Raw genomic sequence first — 15,983 nt, forward strand, 5'->3', positions numbered from 1 at the left:
TGCTATAGCAGGCCCTCAAGCTGCCGTCGAATCCGCTCTAGCTCAGCATCGGAGAGGTTGCTTAACGGCGTGTCGGAATCGGGGGACTTGGGATGGGGCGATCGCCCATCGTCTTCCGGATTCCAGTCCAGTTCTTCCACATTCGTCTCTGGCGGCAGCGCCAGCGTCCCTTCGGGAACTAGCACACATTCGTAATGCGCCCCTTCGCAGAATTCCTCGATTTCTTCCGACTCAAAGCATTCCACCGCTGGACTGAGGAAATCCTGCGCTTCTAACATCAGCCCGTAGCGCGTCGCGTCGTCTTCCGACTCAAACATCAGCACCACGTTGCGATCGCCCTCCTGGATTTTGAGCGTGTGGATGCCCTCATTCTCCGTTCCGGCGTTGAATAGCAAAACGTAAACTTGCATGGAGATCTGAAAAAACAGAGATCTGAAAAAACAAACGATGGGTTCAGAATCGACGCAGCGCGTAAATCCTGAATCTATCCTATGCTCGGATGGTCAGTCCAGCACTCATTTACCCAGCTTTCCCGACCCTAGACTCTGTTTGCCGAACGACAAAAAAGCAAAAAAAGAGCCGACACAATAATGTCAGCCCTTTCATATCAGTTCTTTAGCGCTTTGACTCACTGACAAGGCGCAAATGATCTTAGGGCGCGTTTTAAAGCCCTTCGATCCCCCCTAGCCCCATTAAAAAGGGGGGAACGGAGCAGAGCTACCCCGGAAGTCCCCATTTTTAAGGGGGATCTAGGGGGGCCGACTTCCCATCTCCCTTAATAAGGGAGGAACCGAGCCGAACTACTCTGGAAGTCCCCCTTATTTCTAGCGAAGCGGCGCGTAAGCGCGGGGATTTAGGGGGATCGACTCAAGGCAATCAACGACCTAGAAAGCTTTAAGACACTGCCTAGCGAATATATTCCTTCAGCACGCTGTTGCGGTTGGGGTGACGCAGCTTGCGGAGGGCCTTTGCCTCTATCTGACGAATCCGCTCACGGGTTACGTTGAAGATCTGCCCGATCTCTTCCAGCGTCTTCATGCGACCGTCATCCAAGCCGTAGCGCAGACGCAGCACGTCACGCTCACGCGGGCTGAGGGTACTTAGCACGCCTTCCAGATCCTCCCGCAGCAGGCTCTTGGAGACCTGATCTTCAGGCGTTTCGCCGTCCGATTCGATAAAGTCACCCAAGCGAGAATCTTCCTCTTTACCAATCGGCGTTTCCAGCGAAATCGGCAGTTGAGCAGACTTAGCAATGAACCGCAGCTTCTCGATGGTCATTTCCATACGAGTAGCGATTTCTTCTTCGGTTGGCTTGCGTCCCATTTCCTGAGACAGCAGCTTGGTCGTCTTCTTGATGCGAGAAATCGTTTCGTAGAGGTGAACCGGAAGGCGGATGGTGCGAGACTGATCGGCGATCGCCCGCGTAATGGCCTGACGAATCCACCAGGTAGCGTAGGTCGAGAACTTGTAGCCCTTTTCGTGGTCAAACTTTTCAGCCGCCCGAATCAGACCCAAACTGCCTTCCTGAATCAAGTCCTGGAAGGACAAGCCCCGGTTCATATACTTCTTGGCGATGGACACCACCAGTCGCAGGTTCGACTGCACCATCTTGTCCTTAGCACGTCGTCCGACGTGAAGACGATGACGGAATGCAGGCAACTCCATCTCAACAGCACTTGCCCACTCGGCGTGCTTGGGTTCGCGGGCCAGGTCTTGCACCAGCCGCTCCCGAACGCGCTCTAGCTCCAGCAAATCTGCAATCTTCCGAGCTAGCTCAATCTCCTCATCAGCCCGCAGCAGGCGAATGCGGCCAATTTCTTGAAGATAGAGACGAATGGAGTCTTCGGTGTAGTGCTTCTTCTTGACTTGAGTTCGGCGGCGAGAGCGACCTTTTGCTGGCTTCTCGTCGTCTTCCTCAGCTTCATCTTCCGGCTGGATATCAAAGACATCCTCACGCCCGTCGTCACCCTCATCGACGAATTCAAAATCAGTCTCGGTTGGGTCAACAGTTTCGAGTACGTCATTCGCCTGGGTCATGCCGCGCTCCTCATGCTCCTTATGTCAAAGGTCAAAAAACTGGTCAAGCCAGAAGGTAATGAATGAAATGAAATAGTGACGGTTTCTAGACAAACTAGCAATCCATCTAGACCTAAGCAATGGAGGAAACCGAGGGAGAAGGCCAATGAATTCCAGATTCTGCTGCCCTACGGCACGCGCCTTTCCCAAACCTGCCCATTTCCAATTTGCCTTAGTTGAGGCTTAGCAACAAACTCAGGAATCTTAAGTTGCAAGACTCAAGTTGCAAGACTTTAACTGCAAGACTCCCTGATTGTAGCCTTTCTCACAAAACTTGCACGCCTCAACCCCACTTTGGTCATAGAAACCTGATAAGCCCCACCCAAGGGTGTTGCTAAAGTCTGATTCAGAAATTTGGATATTCCGAATCAGATCAATACTCTAGCCATAGATGGCGGAATGTGCCAGGTATGTTTTGAATTTTCCTCAGGGGTGACTCCAGCGTAACGAGCTTTACCGTTTGAACCGGCCGGGTAAAAAGCGTAACCTGCTCCGCCAATGTGCGGAATTGGGATCTGGCACTCCGGATGACGGAAAGCACGGCTGAAAACAGATTAGGGGGATTCTGTTTCCCTTTTAGAAATACTTTCTGCTCCGCCAAAGTCTGGATCTGCTGACGTGGCTCAGGGAAAGGCGATCGCCCCTCCACCCGTCTGCATCAGCCGAATTGGAGTGCCTGCGAGAATCCGGGTTTGTCCCACGGGCACCTGTGCCAGGGCGTTGGTCTGGGCCAGATTGATGAGATTTCCAGAACTAAAGCTGCCGGGTGATTGGGAAAACTCATGCCCCTCTTCTGTCACACGCAGCGTCCCCCAGAGATAGGTTTCGCGCTTACCATCTGCCTCCAAGTCGTGAGGCGATCGCCCCCAGATCCACGCCGGCCCCCAACCCGCCGACAGTCCTGCCTGTTTCCGCAGTGCAGGCAGCACAAACCGCCAAAAAGTGACCAGCGCAGACACCGGATTTCCTGGCAAGCCAAAGTAGGCCGTCGGGGGGTGGGATTGGGAAGCCTTAAACGTTGCAAAGGTGAGGGGCTTGCCGGGTTTGATGGCGATCGCCCGGATGTGGATCGTGGCTCCGAGAGCTTCCAGCAGGCGATCCACATAGTCATAGTCGCCCACCGACACGCCGCCGGAAGACAGCACCACATCGGCCGTGGACACCGCCTGGGCGATCGCCGTTTGCAAAGCGTCTGGCTGGTCGGGCACGATCCCCAGCATCAGCGGTTCGGCTCCGGCTTCGGCCACCAGCGCCGCCAGCGCATACTGGTTGGAATCGACAATTTGCCCCGGACGGAGTGGCTGGTCGGGCGACACTAGTTCATCACCCGTAGACAAAATGGCCACCCGTAGCCGTCGATAGACCGGAATCGTTACACACTGGGCCGCCGCCAGCACGGCGATTTCTGCTGCCCCCAGCCGAACTCCCGCGGGCAAGAGGCGATCGCCCGCCCGATAAAACTCGCCCCGACGGCGAACAAACTGCTGCGGCGTGGGTGCAGAGAGAATATACACGCGATCGCCCTCTCGCCGCGTTTCTTCCTGCATCACCACCGCATCGGCTCCCGGCGGCATCATAGCCCCGGTCAAAATTCGGGCCGCCTGCCCTGGCTGGATAGTCTGCTGTGGCTGATATCCTGCTGGGATCTCCTCCACCACCGTCAGGGCAGTTGGTGCATCAGGGCAACTGGTGGCCACATCCGCCTGCCGCACGGCATAGCCGTCCATTGCCGAATTGTCCCAATGGGGAAAATCAAGCTGGCTGCTGACGGGCTGCGCCAGAATACGCCCTGCTGCGGCCGATAGCGGCACCCACTCTAGGTCACTCTCAGGATTTAGAGGGTGCGTCAGGCTGAGAATTCGCGTTTCGGCTTCGAGGACAGGCAGCATGAAGGTTGAGGGAGAGGCAGGTTTAGGGTTCCAGGTTTGGTAAACCCGGTGATGCTTAAGCTACACCATTCACCAGCACGCTGAGGACAGGTCAGGTTCGGCAAATTCTGGGTTCGGCTCTAAAAAATTCTTGTCTGACTCTCGCTAAAGAGTTGTCGATCTTGCCCTTGATATGAAAAAATAAGGGTTTGTGTTTAATTACTGACTCAGCAGGACTGGACTCGCTATGGCTAAGGGCGTTCGTGTCATTATTACGCTGGAGTGTACTGAGTGCCGCACCAATCCGGACAAGCGATCGCCCGGAGTGTCACGCTACACCACCACCAAAAACCGTCGGAACACCACCAATCGGATCGAGCTGAATAAGTTTTGTCCGCATTGCAACAAGCACACGGTTCACAAAGAGATCAAGTAGTCTCCCTCTCTTCTATCTAGATATCTACAACTCCGAATCCCAATTCCTATGACCTACTACCGCCGTCGCGTGTCTCCCATCAAGCCCGGAGATCCCATCGACTATAAAGATGTAGAACTGCTGCGTAAGTTCATCACCGAGCGCGGCAAAATTTTGCCCCGCCGCATCACCGGGCTAACGGCAAAGCAACAGCGCGACCTCACTCAATCCATCAAGCGGGCCCGACTGCTGGCGCTGCTGCCGTTTGTGAACCAGGAAGGCTAGGCGTTTCGGCTTTGGGCGATCGCCCTCAATCTATGTCATTGAGGCTATGTCATTGAGGCCTGATTGGGGCTGCCCAGGGTACTTTCCCGTACACACTGGAGCGCACCTTAACATCGTCATCCCCTGATTCCACGGTGCTATGGACAAGGGAACATTAGTTGAATTTCGGCCGAGCGGCGAGGGCGGAGCGGGGGCTACTCGGCCGCGTCGTTTGGCCGTGGTCGATCGCCCGGAGGGAAAAAAGCTGTGGGTGGTGATCGATGAACGAGGCCAGGCTCATACGCTGCATCCCCGCGACATCACGTACACCGTTGCGAATCAAACCTATAAGCCGTCCGAAATTAGCGCCTTTCTGAAAGAGGTGCAGCCCTACCTTGATCCCGATAGCCTGGAAGTGGCGTGGGAATTGCTGATGGAGGATGGGGAAACGGTTGACCCGGCGGGAATGGCGCGGCTGCTGTTTTCCGATGACAGCCCGCCCTTGCAGTATGCTGCCCACTGTCTGCTGTCGGACGATCGCCTCTATTTCAAGCAGAAGGGCGATCGCTACGAGCCGCGTCCCGCAGCGCAGGTAAAGGAACTCAAGCATCAGCTTTCGGTCACGCTCCAGCGGCAGCAGGAGTGGGAAGGTTTTTTGGCAAGATTGCGCCAGGTTTTGGCGGGCGAATCGCTGGAATGGGCAGCGGGCGATCGCCCCTGGCTAGAAGCCTTGGAGCGGTTTGCTACGCTAGGAGAAGAAGCCAGCCACCGCACCCCGGCGCTGGAGGTTTTATCGGCGCTGGGTCGTCCCGAAACGCCGGAAGAAGCCTTTCAGCTTTTGGTGGATCTGCGGCTCTGGCATCCTCACGAGAATTTGTTTCTGCGGCGCAGCCAGATTCCAATCCAGTTCCCTAGCCGAGTCCTTGAAGTGGCCCAACGCTGTCTTATTGACCCGCCCGCCGACTCTAGCCGCGATCGCCTAGACCTGACTCACCTCAAGGTCTATACCATTGACGACGAAAGCACGCGGGAAATCGACGATGGTCTGAGCGTCGAGTTTTTGCCCGACGGGCAGCACCGCATCTGGGTTCACATTGCTGACCCTAGCCGCTGGCTCACGCCTGGCGATGCGCTCGATTTGGAAGCGCGGCGGCGCTGCATTACGCTGTATTTGCCGACGGGCATGACCCCCATGTTTCCGCCAGAGCTGGCCACCGGGCCGATGAGCTTGGTGCAGGGGCAGTTGTGTCATGCCTTTAGTTTTGGGGTGCTGGTGGATGCAGATGGCGCAATCCAGTCCTACGAAATGCACCCGACGCTCATCAAGCCCACCTATCGCCTGACCTACGACGACGTAGATGAGATGCTGCAACTGGGCATCCAGGCGGAACCGGAGCTAGAGATTTTGTTTCAAACGGCAAGTCAGCGTCAGCGCTGGCGGATGCAGCAGGGCGCGATCAGCATTCAAATGCCAGAATCGTCCATCAAAGTGACCGAAGACGACGAAATTCGGATTGACGTGTTTGAAGAATCCGCTTCTCGAATTCTGGTGTCAGAAATGATGATCCTGGCGGGCGAGGTGGCTGGGCGCTATGGCGAGGCGCATGGCCTGCCGCTGCCGTTTCGGGGGCAGGAACAGCCCGAACTCCCGCCCGAAGAGGAATTGATGCTGTTGCCACCGGGGCCAGTGCGGGGCTGTGCGGTTCGTCGCTGCATGAAGCGCAGTGAAATGGGCGTGACTCCGATCCGCCACGCGGGTCTGGGGCTGGATGTCTATGTGCAGGTGACATCGCCGATTCGCCGCTACGCCGACTTGCTGGCTCACTTTCAGATCAAGGCGCATTTGCAGGGTGACCCGCTGCCCTTTTCGCCAGAGGAAATGACGGAACTGCTGCAAGGCATCGGCTCCACGACTTACGAAATGGTGCAGGTCGAGCGCCAGACAAATCGCTACTGGAGCCTGGAATACCTGCGGCGCAATGCAAACGAGGTCTGGCCGGCGCTGGTGCTGCGCTGGCTGCGGGAGCATGAAAACTTTGGGCTGGTGCTGCTAGAAGATTTGGGACTGGAGATGGCGATGCGCTTTAGCCGAACCGTGGAAGTGGGCGATCGCCTCGATGTGAAAGTGTCCTATGTCGATCCGCGCCGCGACCTGATCCAGTTCGTGGAAATCGATCAGGCCGTTCCCCAGGCCGCCTCTTGATTTCCTAGGGGAAGGAATGGCTCAAATTCGCAGCAGGGTTTGGTTATCAATTGGGCAATAGTTTCCGCTGGCATCCAATGCGCTAAAGCGGTGGAGAAACTGACGAACCGCAGGCGGCAGGTGGTGAAAGTCGAACCAGGCATCGCCTTGAGCAATGTCTGCCCAGAAATATCGCAGGTGGGGGGCGATCGCCCTGGCTTCGGCATCGGCTAGCGCCAGGGGCGGCAGCGTCAGCAGGCGATGCATAAAAGAAAAAGAGCGATCGCCCATCCAGTCTCGCGAATAGGTCTGCAAGTCGTCCCAGCCGGATACAGCTTCGACGCGAGTCGTGTCTACCTCAATTTGCCAAAATCCCTGGTCGGTCTGAGTTGCCACTAGCACCCGATAGGGATGGGGATAGCTGACCAGCGAACCTGTGGTGATTTCGCAAAACTCTCGGTGCTGCGCCACGTCTTGCACATGCAGATGCCCTGTGAAAATCAGCCGCACCCCCGCAGGCTCCAAAATCTCCAACAAATCAGCCGCATTTTGCAGCATATAGCGCTGGCCCATCCCGTGGCGAGCTTGGCCCGGCAAATGCTCCAGCACGTTGTGATGCACCATTACCAGCACCAGATCATCGCCCACGGTGTCTAGCGTTTCTGCCAGCCAGCGCAACTGTGCCTCATCCAGCCAGCCCGTTGGTAACTGCACACCGTTTTCATCAAAGGCGATCGAGTTCAGCCCAATCAGCCGTACTCCTGGCAAGATTTCGTGGGCATAATAGGGGCGATCGCCCGTGTACCCAAACGGCTGATAAAGCTGCGGAAAATCAGACAGCCCAATCGCCCGTTTCTCCGCATCCCGCGCAATGATGTCGTGGTTTCCCGGCACGACGTAAACTGGATAGGGCAATTGCCCCAGCCGCTGCACAAGCCACTGGTGGTTTTCCCATTCCCCATGCTGGGTTAGATCACCCGGCAGCAGCAAAAAATCCAAATCGGCTGTTGCCAGCGCTGCCAAAACTTGCTCCAGCGCCGGAACGCTGACTTCCACCAGATGAAACCGATGGGGATTATCCCAAATGGTGTGCGGCAGCGCGATATGGGGATCGCTGATGACAGCAAAGCGAAAGCGAGAGGTCATGGAGGAATCGGGAAAAAAGCGCAATCTCCCTTCCATCCTAATCGGGCAGGACTTCTGTCGTTGAATGATTTTCGATTGAAAATTTCCCGCCGAGGGATTTTTGCGCCTATGCTCGCGAAACGTAATTCAACGGTTCAGATTTCAACGGTTCAGATTTCAACGGTTCAGATTCAGCGGTTCATTTCCTAGACGGGCCGCTCTACGCGACAGTCGTCCTGCGAAAGTAGTCCTGCACGATGGCTTCGATCCGCTCGGCGGCCCGCCCGTCCCCAAAGGGATTGACCGCATTGGCCATGGTGCTGTAGGCCTCGGCACTGCCCAGCAGGCTGGCGGCCGCCGCCAGAATATCATCCGGCCGCGTGCCAATCAGCCGCGCTGTTCCAGCGGTCACGGCTTCGGGGCGCTCGGTGGTTTCCCGCAGCACCAGCACCGGCTTGCCCAAACTGGGGGCCTCCTCCTGAATACCGCCGGAATCCGTCAGCAGCAAATAGCACCGCTGGATCGCCCCCACCAGTTCTGCATAGTCTAGGGGTTCTGTCAGATAGACACGGGGATGCTCGCCCAGCAGCGCCGTCAGTGGTTCTCGCACGGTTGGGTTGCGGTGCAGCGGCAGCAGCAGCGCCGTGTCGGGAAATTTGTCCAGCACTGCCAGAAATCCCTGGGCAATGTCTTGGAGTGGCGCACCCCAGTTTTCTCGGCGATGCACCGTTGCCAGCAAGACGCGATAGTGATCCCAATTCAGATTGGGAACTGGACAGTCGGGATGGCGAGCTGCTACGGTCAGCAGCGCGTCGATCACAGTGTTGCCTGTTTGGTGAATCTCGCCCGTTACGCCCGACTGCTGGAGATGCTGCACGGCGAGTTTTGTGGGCGCAAAGTTAAGCTGGGCAATTTGGGAAATGAGGCGGCGGTTTGCTTCCTCCGGGAAGGGGTTAAATAAGTTGTCTGTGCGGAGTCCTGCTTCGACATGGCCCACTGGAATTTTTTGATAAAACGCCGCTAGAGCCGCCGCGAAGGCCGTCGTTGTGTCGCCCTGCACCAGCACCATTTGGGGATTGAGTTCGGCAAACAGCGCCTCTAGCCCGCGCAGGCTGAGACAGGTGATATCGGTCAGGCTTTGCTGGGGCTGCATGATGGCAAGATCGCGGTTGGCCGTCAGGTGAAACAACTGCATCACCTGATCCACCATTTCTCGGTGCTGCCCGGTCAGCACGACCTGGGTGTCAAAGGCGGGGTTGGCCCGAAACCGCTGAATCACCGGGGCCAGCTTGATGGCTTCGGGGCGAGTGCCAAGGATAATGCAGATGCGGTGGGGCATTGGCGGGGTTGGGATTTGAAGACAGAGAACTTGAAAGACAGAGAACTTGAAGGCAGAGAACTTGAAGACAGAGAAATGGAAATGAAGCAGGAAGGGCTAGGCGAAGACGACGGTGCGGTTGCCGTAGACAAGAACGCGGTTTTGCAGGTGATAGCGGACGGCGCGGGCGAGGACGATGCGTTCCAGGTCTTTGCCTTTGCGGATGAGGTCTGTGACTTGGTCGCGATGGCTGACGCGCACCACGTCTTGCTCAATGATGGGGCCTTCGTCTAGGTCTTGGGTGACGTAGTGGGCCGTTGCGCCGATGATTTTTACGCCGCGTTCGTAGGCTCGCTGGTAGGGGTTGGCTCCGGCAAAGGCCGGCAGGAAGGAGTGATGAATGTTGATCACGCGGGGAAACTGGGCGATGAAGTCGGCGCTCAAGACCTGCATGTATTTTGCCAGGACGACGAGATCGATGCGGTGGTGGCGCAGTAGCTCAAGCTGCTTGGCTTCTTGCTGGGGTTTGGTGTCGGGGGTGATGGGGATGAGGTGATAGTCGATGCCAAACTGCTGGGCGATCGCCCCCAGGTTTGGATGATTGCTGATGATTAGCGGGATTTCTGCGGCAAACTCGCCGGCCCGCTGTCGCCAGATTAGGTCAAACAGGCAGTGATCTTGTTTGCTGACCCAGATGGCAATGCGGGGCGTTTCATCGGAAAAATGCAGCTCCCACTGGGCATTGAGCGGTTGGGCGATCGCCTTCCAGGCCACGCCGATCACTTCTCGCGGCAGGTTGAAGCCATCCAGTTGCCACTCGATCCGCATGAGAAACAGCCCCGCGGAAGCATCCGTGTGCTGATCGGCATGGATGATGTTGCCGCCATTGGCATAGATAAAGTTGGCAACCTTGGCAACGAGACCAGGCTGGTCGGGGCAAGAAACCAGAAGGATAGCAGTGGGGCTGGTCATGAATCCCGCACTACTCTTCGACCGCCAGACGGGAGCTTGAAGAAAACCTCGCATCCGTTTCCAGTTCGTCTTCTAGCTCGTCGTCTTCTAGTTCGTCGTCTTCGTTGTCTTCTAGCTCGTCGTCTTCCAAGTCTTCGGGGAACGCCACCGCTCCTGCACCCCCTTCACCCTCTTCGTCGATCATGTTGGGGCTGATCAGCGTAATGTCGAACTCGTCAGGCGGCACAGTTGCCACATTCTCGCGCTTCAGCATGTAGTAGATAGCCTGAACCTGGGGTCCAAACACCACCTTGTCCTGATTTTCGAGGTCGTGAGCAGCGAGCTTTTTGCCATTGATGAGTAGGCCATTGGCGCTAGGCTTACTCCTACCATTACCATCTACGATGCGATAGTAGTAGCCACCTTGGTCATCCGTCATGCGAACCAGCGTGGCGTGATGTCTTGAGACAAAGGGAGAAACTAGCCGAATGTCGCAGGCTGGGTCTCGACCAACGGAATAACGATCGCCCTCTAGTGCGTACTCTCGTCGTCCCTTGTTGTCTTCGATAATGATCAGGTGACTTGGGTGCGATGCTGACATGCAACGATGACTCGCTCAACAATGGAAAACAAAAATAGAAAACAAAACGAACCTGCAAAGACGTAAAAAAACCTGTTAATTATCTACAACTTTCTTAAAGCTGGTGCGTTAGACAAGACGCTGCGAAACCCTTGCCCTCTTGAGGACATCGCGCACCTAACTGTGTAAGAGAGTGCCGTAATAACAGAGTGGTAGAAGCAACCTACAGACAAGCTGGCCAAACGCTGTAGCCACAAGTCTGGCGATCGCACGTTTCCGTTAGACAACCCGTATCAACAGACTAATATAGCAACACCTGCGGCGATCGCCATACCTATTACGCCACAGGAGAGTCTGCGGTTTTCTGAGGGATGCTGCTAGATCAGGGACAGTGAACCCGTATGTTTCTATTAGTTACGATTTTTTTTAACCGTTTCGGTCTTCATTGAGCGAAGTGGCGATCGCAGGCAGCGGCAGCCCCGGCGGATACACGCCTTCCTCTTTAATGCGAGTGATCAGCGCATCGGGCACAGGCACATTCAACTGCTTGGCTACTGCTCGCACAATGTCGCCCCGATCTAGCACGCCCGCCACTGCTCCGGCCGGAGAGAGGACTGTAATCCGCTTCAAAGTCTCGGTTTCCAGTTTGCTGATAGCCTCTGACAGAGGCGATGCTTCTGCAACGCTAGGGATTTCTGTGAGCGGATGAGCTATCTCTTGAAGTGTCTGATTCCACTGGCTGCGCTCGATCTGCTGCACATCTTCGACCAAGACCTGGCCCCGATAGCGCCCCTCCGACGCAGCATAGAAAGCCGGTGGATAGGCTTCCTCCTGCTGCACATAATCGCTGATGAAGCGTTCTAAGCTGAGGTCGGCATCGACCACACGAAACTCGCGGGTCATCGCGTCCGCCGCCGTCAGCTTGCCTACTGCCTCCTGCACATCCGAAACGCGGCTGTAGGCGCGGGCATTGCTTAAGATAAACCAGGCAATTAGCCCCAGCCAGATGGCGTTGATGCTGCCTGCGGGAGACTGGATGTAAGCCATGACCGCCAGCGCAATGCCAAACCAGCCCAGCGCCTGTCCCGATCGGGCGGCCCAGCGCATTCCCTGGATGCGGCTGCCCGTCAGCTTCCATACCGCCGCCTTCAGCACTTGTCCACCATCCAGCGGCAGACCCGGAATCAGGTTAAACAGCGCCAGTACCAGGTTGATGGCAGAAAGCCGTGTGGCAATGAGGTGCAGGGGGGTATCCGTGGGAAGCACCTGGGCTGCCCCAGCCAGCAGCAGAAATAGCGCGAAGCTGACGGCTGGCCCGGCGATCGCCACCTGAAACATCTGCCCTGGTGTTTTGGATTCCCGGTCGATGGACGCAATGCCGCCAAAGAGAAACAGCGTGATGGAGTTGACCCCAATGCCCTGCGATCGCGCCGTCAGGCTATGGCCCAACTCATGCAGCAGCACCGACCCAAACAGCGCCAGCGCCAGCCCCAGTCCCGTAATCCAGGCAACGCCTGCTGGATAGCCTGGGCTTTGCTGCAACATCAGGCTGTTGGAATAGGTAAACAGCCCCAAGATCAGGAACCATGAGGAGTCAACCAGCAGTGGAATGCCAAAAATCGAGCCAACTCGCCAACCTGCCCTCATCTGCCCTCCTGGCTGCATTGGGGCGGCAAAACCCACCGCCTGATAAGACATTGCCTGGGAGACCGTTAACGCTGATAGCAGGGGTTGGGAGTGAAGACTCCGTAGCACTTGTGTGAGAGGAGTCGATGAGATTCAGGCTGAAAGCAAGCTTGAGACAAGTCAGCAAAGCTTTCAGGTGTTGATCCAACTCGTTGATCTAACTTGCTGATCCAACTCTCTGAATCCAATTCTCTGGTTCAACTCTCTGCAACTGCGACAAACCGCTAAGACTTGCGCCAGTCCCGTCAGGCTTGCTCTCATTCTACTAGGCTGACCTGGCAAACAGATGAGCCTGGAGGATGGCTTCTGATCTCAAGTCCTGAAATATCAAGTCCTAAAAATACGGGCCGAGGACGGGCAGGACTCTGGCGGCGGATGTTCCCTGAACAGGGCCACCTTGTTTCCTGCCCGTAGAACTTTTGGGCACTAGAGCGGCCCAGCGCTAGAGCAGCCCAGCATTCGACAGGCCTAGCACAAACCCAGCCCCCAGCAGGTGGCCAAAGCTCATGGTGGCCAGCAGTTCTGGCAAGCCAAAGCCCGTAAACATGGCGGGTAGCTCGACGGGCAGCGCCGGGCCAACGCCGCGCTTTTGGATAGCGTAATAGCCGATGGCGATCGCAAACAGGTTCGCCGCCGTCATGACAATAGCGGTGTTAATCGACCAGGGGGCCGTTGTCGCCGTAGCGATGAGTGCAGTGTGAAACGCAACGTGAAACAATGTAAAATCTCCCCTTTTTTGAACTCGCCGATCTCAAGCACGACGCTCAAGACGCAACGCTCAAGACGCAACGCTCAAGACGCAGTGCAAAATCATTCCTGATTTTAGAGAGGCAGGTTAGACGAAACACAATTTGTTGAAAGAGTTAACAGTTCTGGGCAATACCGATACAAAACTATGCAGAGACACTATGCAGAGTCCCGCCGAATCCGTTTTTGCTGAGTTTTCCCTAGCGCGATCCGCGCCGCTGCGGGTCAAAATCTGCGGCATTACGCAGCCTGCCCAGGGACGGGCGATCGCCCAACTCGGCGTTTCGGCTCTGGGCTTTATCTGCGTGGCTGCGTCGCCGCGCTATGTGGCTCCAGCCCAGATTCGGGCAATCGTCGAGGCGCTGCCGCCAGAAGCCCCGGTGGATCGGGTCGGCGTGTTTGTGGATGCGACCCTAGAAGAGATTCAGCAGGTGGTGGCGATCGCCCAACTGACGGCTGTTCAACTGCATGGCAACGAATCGCCGGACGGCTGCCAGCGGGTGCGCGAGGCCTTGCCCCACATCGAACTCATCAAAGCGCTGCGGGTGCGTGATGCTGCGACGCTCGACCTGGCCCACCGCTACGCGCCCCACATTGACACGCTCTTGCTCGATGCCTACCATCCCCACCTCTACGGCGGCACAGGCGCAACCCTCGACTGGGCAATGCTGCGGGACTTTGACCCTGGCTGTCCCTGGCTGCTGGCTGGCGGCCTCACGCCCGACAACGTGCAGCACGCGCTAAGAGCGGCCCATCCCTACGGAATCGACCTCTCTAGCGGCGTGGAGCGCTCCCCCGGCGACAAGGATGTGGGGCTGGTCGAGCGGTTAATGGGGGCGATCGCCCAGTTGGGTCGTCAGGAATCAGGGTCTACTGCTCAGGATGATTTCATCGGAGCGCGATCGCCAGAAAACCGGGCGTGAAGTGCAACAAACTCTTGCAACAAACTCCTGCAACAAACTCTATAGAATTTGGAACTTTATCGCGTTCAGAACTGTGATACGAGTAAAGCATCCTATGTAGTGGGTTCATCGGTTAGGTGCGTCTACAACAGGCTGTTGTTCCTATGCGCCAACCTGTGAACCTGCTGGGCTTTGCTTTTTTTGCTGCCGCCCCTGCCCTTAACCCCGATCCCTGAGATGGACGAACTGCAAGAACTGGTCATCGAAGCCTGCCGCCACCCGCCTGGCAGCCCCCAGCGTCAGCGGGCCTTGACCAAGGTGATCCGGCTGACCTCGCGCAAGCTGTGGTGGGAGAATGTCGCCTATTACGAAGATGCGCTCCAGCAGACCTGGGTATATTTCTGCCAAAACGTCTGCGAAGCCACGACCGGCCGCAAATACGACCCCACTCAGAGCAGCGTGGTGACCTGGTTGAGCGCCTATCTGAAGCGGCGGCTGCAAGATTTCTACATTCAAGGTCGAGAGCAGGAAACTCGGCGGGCCTCTGTCCGGGGTATGGCCTCGCGCTCTGGCGAGACAGGGGAACTGATTGATCCGGTGGATAACCTGGCGGCTAATCCCGACGTGCCGCCTATTTTGCAAGACGTGCGGGACTGGGTAGAAGCGGACGGCAGTGGCGATTTGGTGAAAACCCACATCAAGGGGCGACCGGAAGTGAACTGTCAGGCGCTATTGCTGCGACGGCTGCCGCCAGAAGCAAGCTGGGAAGAGATCTCAGCCGAGTTTGGGCTGCCGATTTCCACACTGAGTAGTTTTTATCAGCGGCAGTGTTTGCCCCGGCTGCGTAAATTTGGCGAGTCCGAGGGATATCTGTAGAGGAGGACTTGCCCGAGGACTGACCCTATGACATACAACACCGCCGAGATTGACGATTTCGCATTAACGCTGCCCCTGCCGCAGGCGGCCCGACGGCTTGCCCAGCAGTTTGCCAGCCAGCAGCCAACTCCGACCAAAGCCGAACAGGTGCGTCACAATACGCTGGCGGTGTGGGTGGTCAATGATTATTTACAAATGATGGGCATCGACACCGACTTGGAGCGGGGAGATAGCTGGAATGCGATCGCCCGTCTTGCGGCCGACGTTGCCGATTTGGAAGTCATTGGCGCAGGACGACTGGAATGCCGCCCTGTTCAAAATGTATCCGCGCCCTGCCCAGTGCCGCCCGAAGTGTGGGGCGATCGCATTGGATATGTCGCGGTTCACATCGACCCATCTCAGCGCGAGGCCTCCATTCTGGGCTTTACCCCCACCCTGGAACCAGGGGACGACGGCCCAGCACTGCATCCTGCTCATCTCCAGCCCCCTGAAGATCTGATGGATCATCTCGATCGGCTGCTGCATCCCCTGGTTGCTACGACGCTGGCGCGGGCAGGAGTCAGCCTCAACCAGTTGGGACGATGGCTGCAAGGGGCGATCGACACAGGCTGGAGCGCAGTGGATGCCGTCCTGAGTGCAGAGCAGCTCAGCCCCGCCTATGCCTTTCGGCAGCTTAGCAATGCCGCTGTGCGTCGCGCCAAACTGGTGGAGGTGGGCGTTTCGCTGCCGCTGGTGATGGAACTTAGCCTCAGCACAACCCAACCTGGACAGACCGATATTTGCGTCCAGCTTTATCCCAGTCCTGGCACTTCCAGCCTGCCGCCAAACGTACATCTCCGCATTCTGGACGAGTCGGGCACTGTTTTTTTAGAGGCTCAGTCCACCACGCTCGAAGACTATCTGCAACTGCAATTTAGCGGAGTCTCTGGCGAAACCTTTGGGGTGCAAGTTGCCTTGGGCGACACGACCGCAACAGAAGCATTTTTGATTTAG

15 protein-coding genes are annotated in these 15,983 nt (G+C 56.8%); 6 read left to right on the forward strand and 9 right to left on the reverse strand.

Annotated elements, in window-relative coordinates; translation table 11 throughout:
• Positions 1 to 2 precede the first annotated feature (2 nt).
• The 3 genes from HNI00_RS02830 to HNI00_RS02840 all read right to left on the reverse strand — a co-directional run bounded on the left by HNI00_RS02830 (position 3) and on the right by HNI00_RS02840 (position 3,965).
• Positions 3 to 410 carry a DUF3110 domain-containing protein gene (locus HNI00_RS02830; RefSeq protein WP_316790505.1) on the reverse strand — a complete coding sequence of 136 codons (408 nt, stop codon included), beginning with the start codon at positions 408 to 410 and terminating at the stop codon, positions 3 to 5.
• Between the two features lie 496 nt (positions 411 to 906).
• Entirely contained in the window at positions 907 to 2,037 is a 1,131-nt protein-coding gene (gene rpoD, locus HNI00_RS02835) for an RNA polymerase sigma factor RpoD (RefSeq protein WP_172353334.1), read from the reverse strand.
• Positions 2,038 to 2,699: 662 nt separating this feature from the next.
• The gene (locus tag HNI00_RS02840; protein ID WP_316790508.1) at positions 2,700 to 3,965 is read right to left on the reverse strand and encodes a molybdopterin molybdotransferase MoeA; all 1,266 of its coding nucleotides are present in this window, start codon (positions 3,963 to 3,965) and stop codon (positions 2,700 to 2,702) included.
• A 226-nt stretch (positions 3,966 to 4,191) separates the two neighbouring features.
• Here HNI00_RS02840 and rpmG point away from each other — a divergent pair, with 226 nt between their 5' ends.
• From rpmG to HNI00_RS02855, 3 genes are all read left to right on the forward strand, one after another.
• Positions 4,192 to 4,380 (forward strand): 50S ribosomal protein L33, encoded by a 189-nt coding sequence (gene rpmG, locus HNI00_RS02845; protein ID WP_172353332.1) that lies wholly within the window; start codon positions 4,192 to 4,194, stop codon positions 4,378 to 4,380.
• 48 nt (positions 4,381 to 4,428) lie between these two features.
• Positions 4,429 to 4,644: a 30S ribosomal protein S18 gene (gene rpsR / locus HNI00_RS02850; RefSeq protein WP_068508773.1), complete on the forward strand. Its 216-nt coding sequence runs from the start codon at positions 4,429 to 4,431 to the stop codon at positions 4,642 to 4,644.
• Positions 4,645 to 4,783: 139 nt separating this feature from the next.
• Entirely contained in the window at positions 4,784 to 6,826 is a 2,043-nt protein-coding gene (locus tag HNI00_RS02855) for a ribonuclease catalytic domain-containing protein (RefSeq protein WP_316790510.1), read from the forward strand.
• Between the two features lie 21 nt (positions 6,827 to 6,847).
• Here the strand turns inward: HNI00_RS02855 and HNI00_RS02860 are convergent, their stop codons facing one another.
• From HNI00_RS02860 to psaK, 6 genes are all read right to left on the reverse strand, one after another.
• Positions 6,848 to 7,951, reverse strand: a complete 1,104-nt coding sequence (locus HNI00_RS02860; RefSeq protein WP_316790512.1) for a metallophosphoesterase family protein — start codon at positions 7,949 to 7,951, stop codon at positions 6,848 to 6,850.
• A gap of 199 nt (positions 7,952 to 8,150) precedes the next feature.
• Positions 8,151 to 9,269, reverse strand: coding sequence for a non-hydrolyzing UDP-N-acetylglucosamine 2-epimerase (gene wecB / locus HNI00_RS02865; RefSeq protein WP_316790513.1), 1,119 nt, complete (start codon positions 9,267 to 9,269; stop codon positions 8,151 to 8,153).
• 96 nt (positions 9,270 to 9,365) lie between these two features.
• Positions 9,366 to 10,220, reverse strand: coding sequence for a formyltetrahydrofolate deformylase (gene purU / locus HNI00_RS02870; protein WP_316790516.1), 855 nt, complete (start codon positions 10,218 to 10,220; stop codon positions 9,366 to 9,368).
• A gap of 10 nt (positions 10,221 to 10,230) precedes the next feature.
• On the reverse strand, positions 10,231 to 10,800 hold the full coding sequence (locus HNI00_RS02875) for an FHA domain-containing protein (RefSeq protein WP_316790518.1): 570 nt from the start codon (positions 10,798 to 10,800) through the stop codon (positions 10,231 to 10,233).
• A 405-nt stretch (positions 10,801 to 11,205) separates the two neighbouring features.
• Positions 11,206 to 12,426 carry a site-2 protease family protein gene (locus HNI00_RS02880; protein WP_420156285.1) on the reverse strand — a complete coding sequence of 407 codons (1,221 nt, stop codon included), beginning with the start codon at positions 12,424 to 12,426 and terminating at the stop codon, positions 11,206 to 11,208.
• Between the two features lie 481 nt (positions 12,427 to 12,907).
• Positions 12,908 to 13,105, reverse strand: coding sequence for a photosystem I reaction center subunit PsaK (gene psaK, locus HNI00_RS02885; protein WP_315874817.1), 198 nt, complete (start codon positions 13,103 to 13,105; stop codon positions 12,908 to 12,910).
• A 325-nt stretch (positions 13,106 to 13,430) separates the two neighbouring features.
• On the opposite strand from psaK, the gene HNI00_RS02890 reads away from it, so the two are divergent.
• From HNI00_RS02890 to HNI00_RS02900, 3 genes are all read left to right on the forward strand, one after another.
• Complete coding sequence (locus tag HNI00_RS02890) at positions 13,431 to 14,135, forward strand: phosphoribosylanthranilate isomerase (RefSeq protein WP_420156286.1); 705 nt, start codon at positions 13,431 to 13,433, stop codon at positions 14,133 to 14,135.
• 207 nt (positions 14,136 to 14,342) lie between these two features.
• Complete coding sequence (locus HNI00_RS02895) at positions 14,343 to 14,990, forward strand: sigma-70 family RNA polymerase sigma factor (RefSeq protein WP_420156287.1); 648 nt, start codon at positions 14,343 to 14,345, stop codon at positions 14,988 to 14,990.
• A 27-nt stretch (positions 14,991 to 15,017) separates the two neighbouring features.
• Positions 15,018 to 15,983, forward strand: a complete 966-nt coding sequence (locus HNI00_RS02900; RefSeq protein WP_316790526.1) for a DUF1822 family protein — start codon at positions 15,018 to 15,020, stop codon at positions 15,981 to 15,983.

Origin of the sequence: Thermoleptolyngbya oregonensis NK1-22 (genome assembly GCF_032705245.1) — a bacterium.
In the GTDB taxonomy this organism is placed as follows: domain Bacteria; phylum Cyanobacteriota; class Cyanobacteriia; order Elainellales; family Elainellaceae; genus Thermoleptolyngbya; species Thermoleptolyngbya sichuanensis.

Bases quoted from the DNA above. Each gene is read 5' to 3' on its own strand.
- HNI00_RS02860 (WP_316790512.1), bottom strand. From the start codon at position 7,951: ATGACCTCTCGCTTTCGCTTTGCTGTCATCAGCGATCCCCATATCGCG.
- HNI00_RS02880 (WP_420156285.1), bottom strand. From the start codon at position 12,426: ATGAGGGCAGGTTGGCGAGTTGGCTCGATTTTTGGCATTCCACTGCTG.
- rpsR (WP_068508773.1), top strand. From the start codon at position 4,429: ATGACCTACTACCGCCGTCGCGTGTCTCCCATCAAGCCCGGAGATCCC.
- psaK (WP_315874817.1), bottom strand. From the start codon at position 13,105: ATGACGGCGGCGAACCTGTTTGCGATCGCCATCGGCTATTACGCTATC.
- HNI00_RS02830 (WP_316790505.1), bottom strand. From the start codon at position 410: ATGCAAGTTTACGTTTTGCTATTCAACGCCGGAACGGAGAATGAGGGC.
- HNI00_RS02840 (WP_316790508.1), bottom strand. From the start codon at position 3,965: ATGCTGCCTGTCCTCGAAGCCGAAACGCGAATTCTCAGCCTGACGCAC.
- wecB (WP_316790513.1), bottom strand. From the start codon at position 9,269: ATGCCCCACCGCATCTGCATTATCCTTGGCACTCGCCCCGAAGCCATC.
- rpoD (WP_172353334.1), bottom strand. From the start codon at position 2,037: ATGACCCAGGCGAATGACGTACTCGAAACTGTTGACCCAACCGAGACT.
- HNI00_RS02875 (WP_316790518.1), bottom strand. From the start codon at position 10,800: ATGTCAGCATCGCACCCAAGTCACCTGATCATTATCGAAGACAACAAG.
- rpmG (WP_172353332.1), top strand. From the start codon at position 4,192: ATGGCTAAGGGCGTTCGTGTCATTATTACGCTGGAGTGTACTGAGTGC.
- HNI00_RS02900 (WP_316790526.1), top strand. From the start codon at position 15,018: ATGACATACAACACCGCCGAGATTGACGATTTCGCATTAACGCTGCCC.
- HNI00_RS02855 (WP_316790510.1), top strand. From the start codon at position 4,784: ATGGACAAGGGAACATTAGTTGAATTTCGGCCGAGCGGCGAGGGCGGA.
- purU (WP_316790516.1), bottom strand. From the start codon at position 10,220: ATGACCAGCCCCACTGCTATCCTTCTGGTTTCTTGCCCCGACCAGCCT.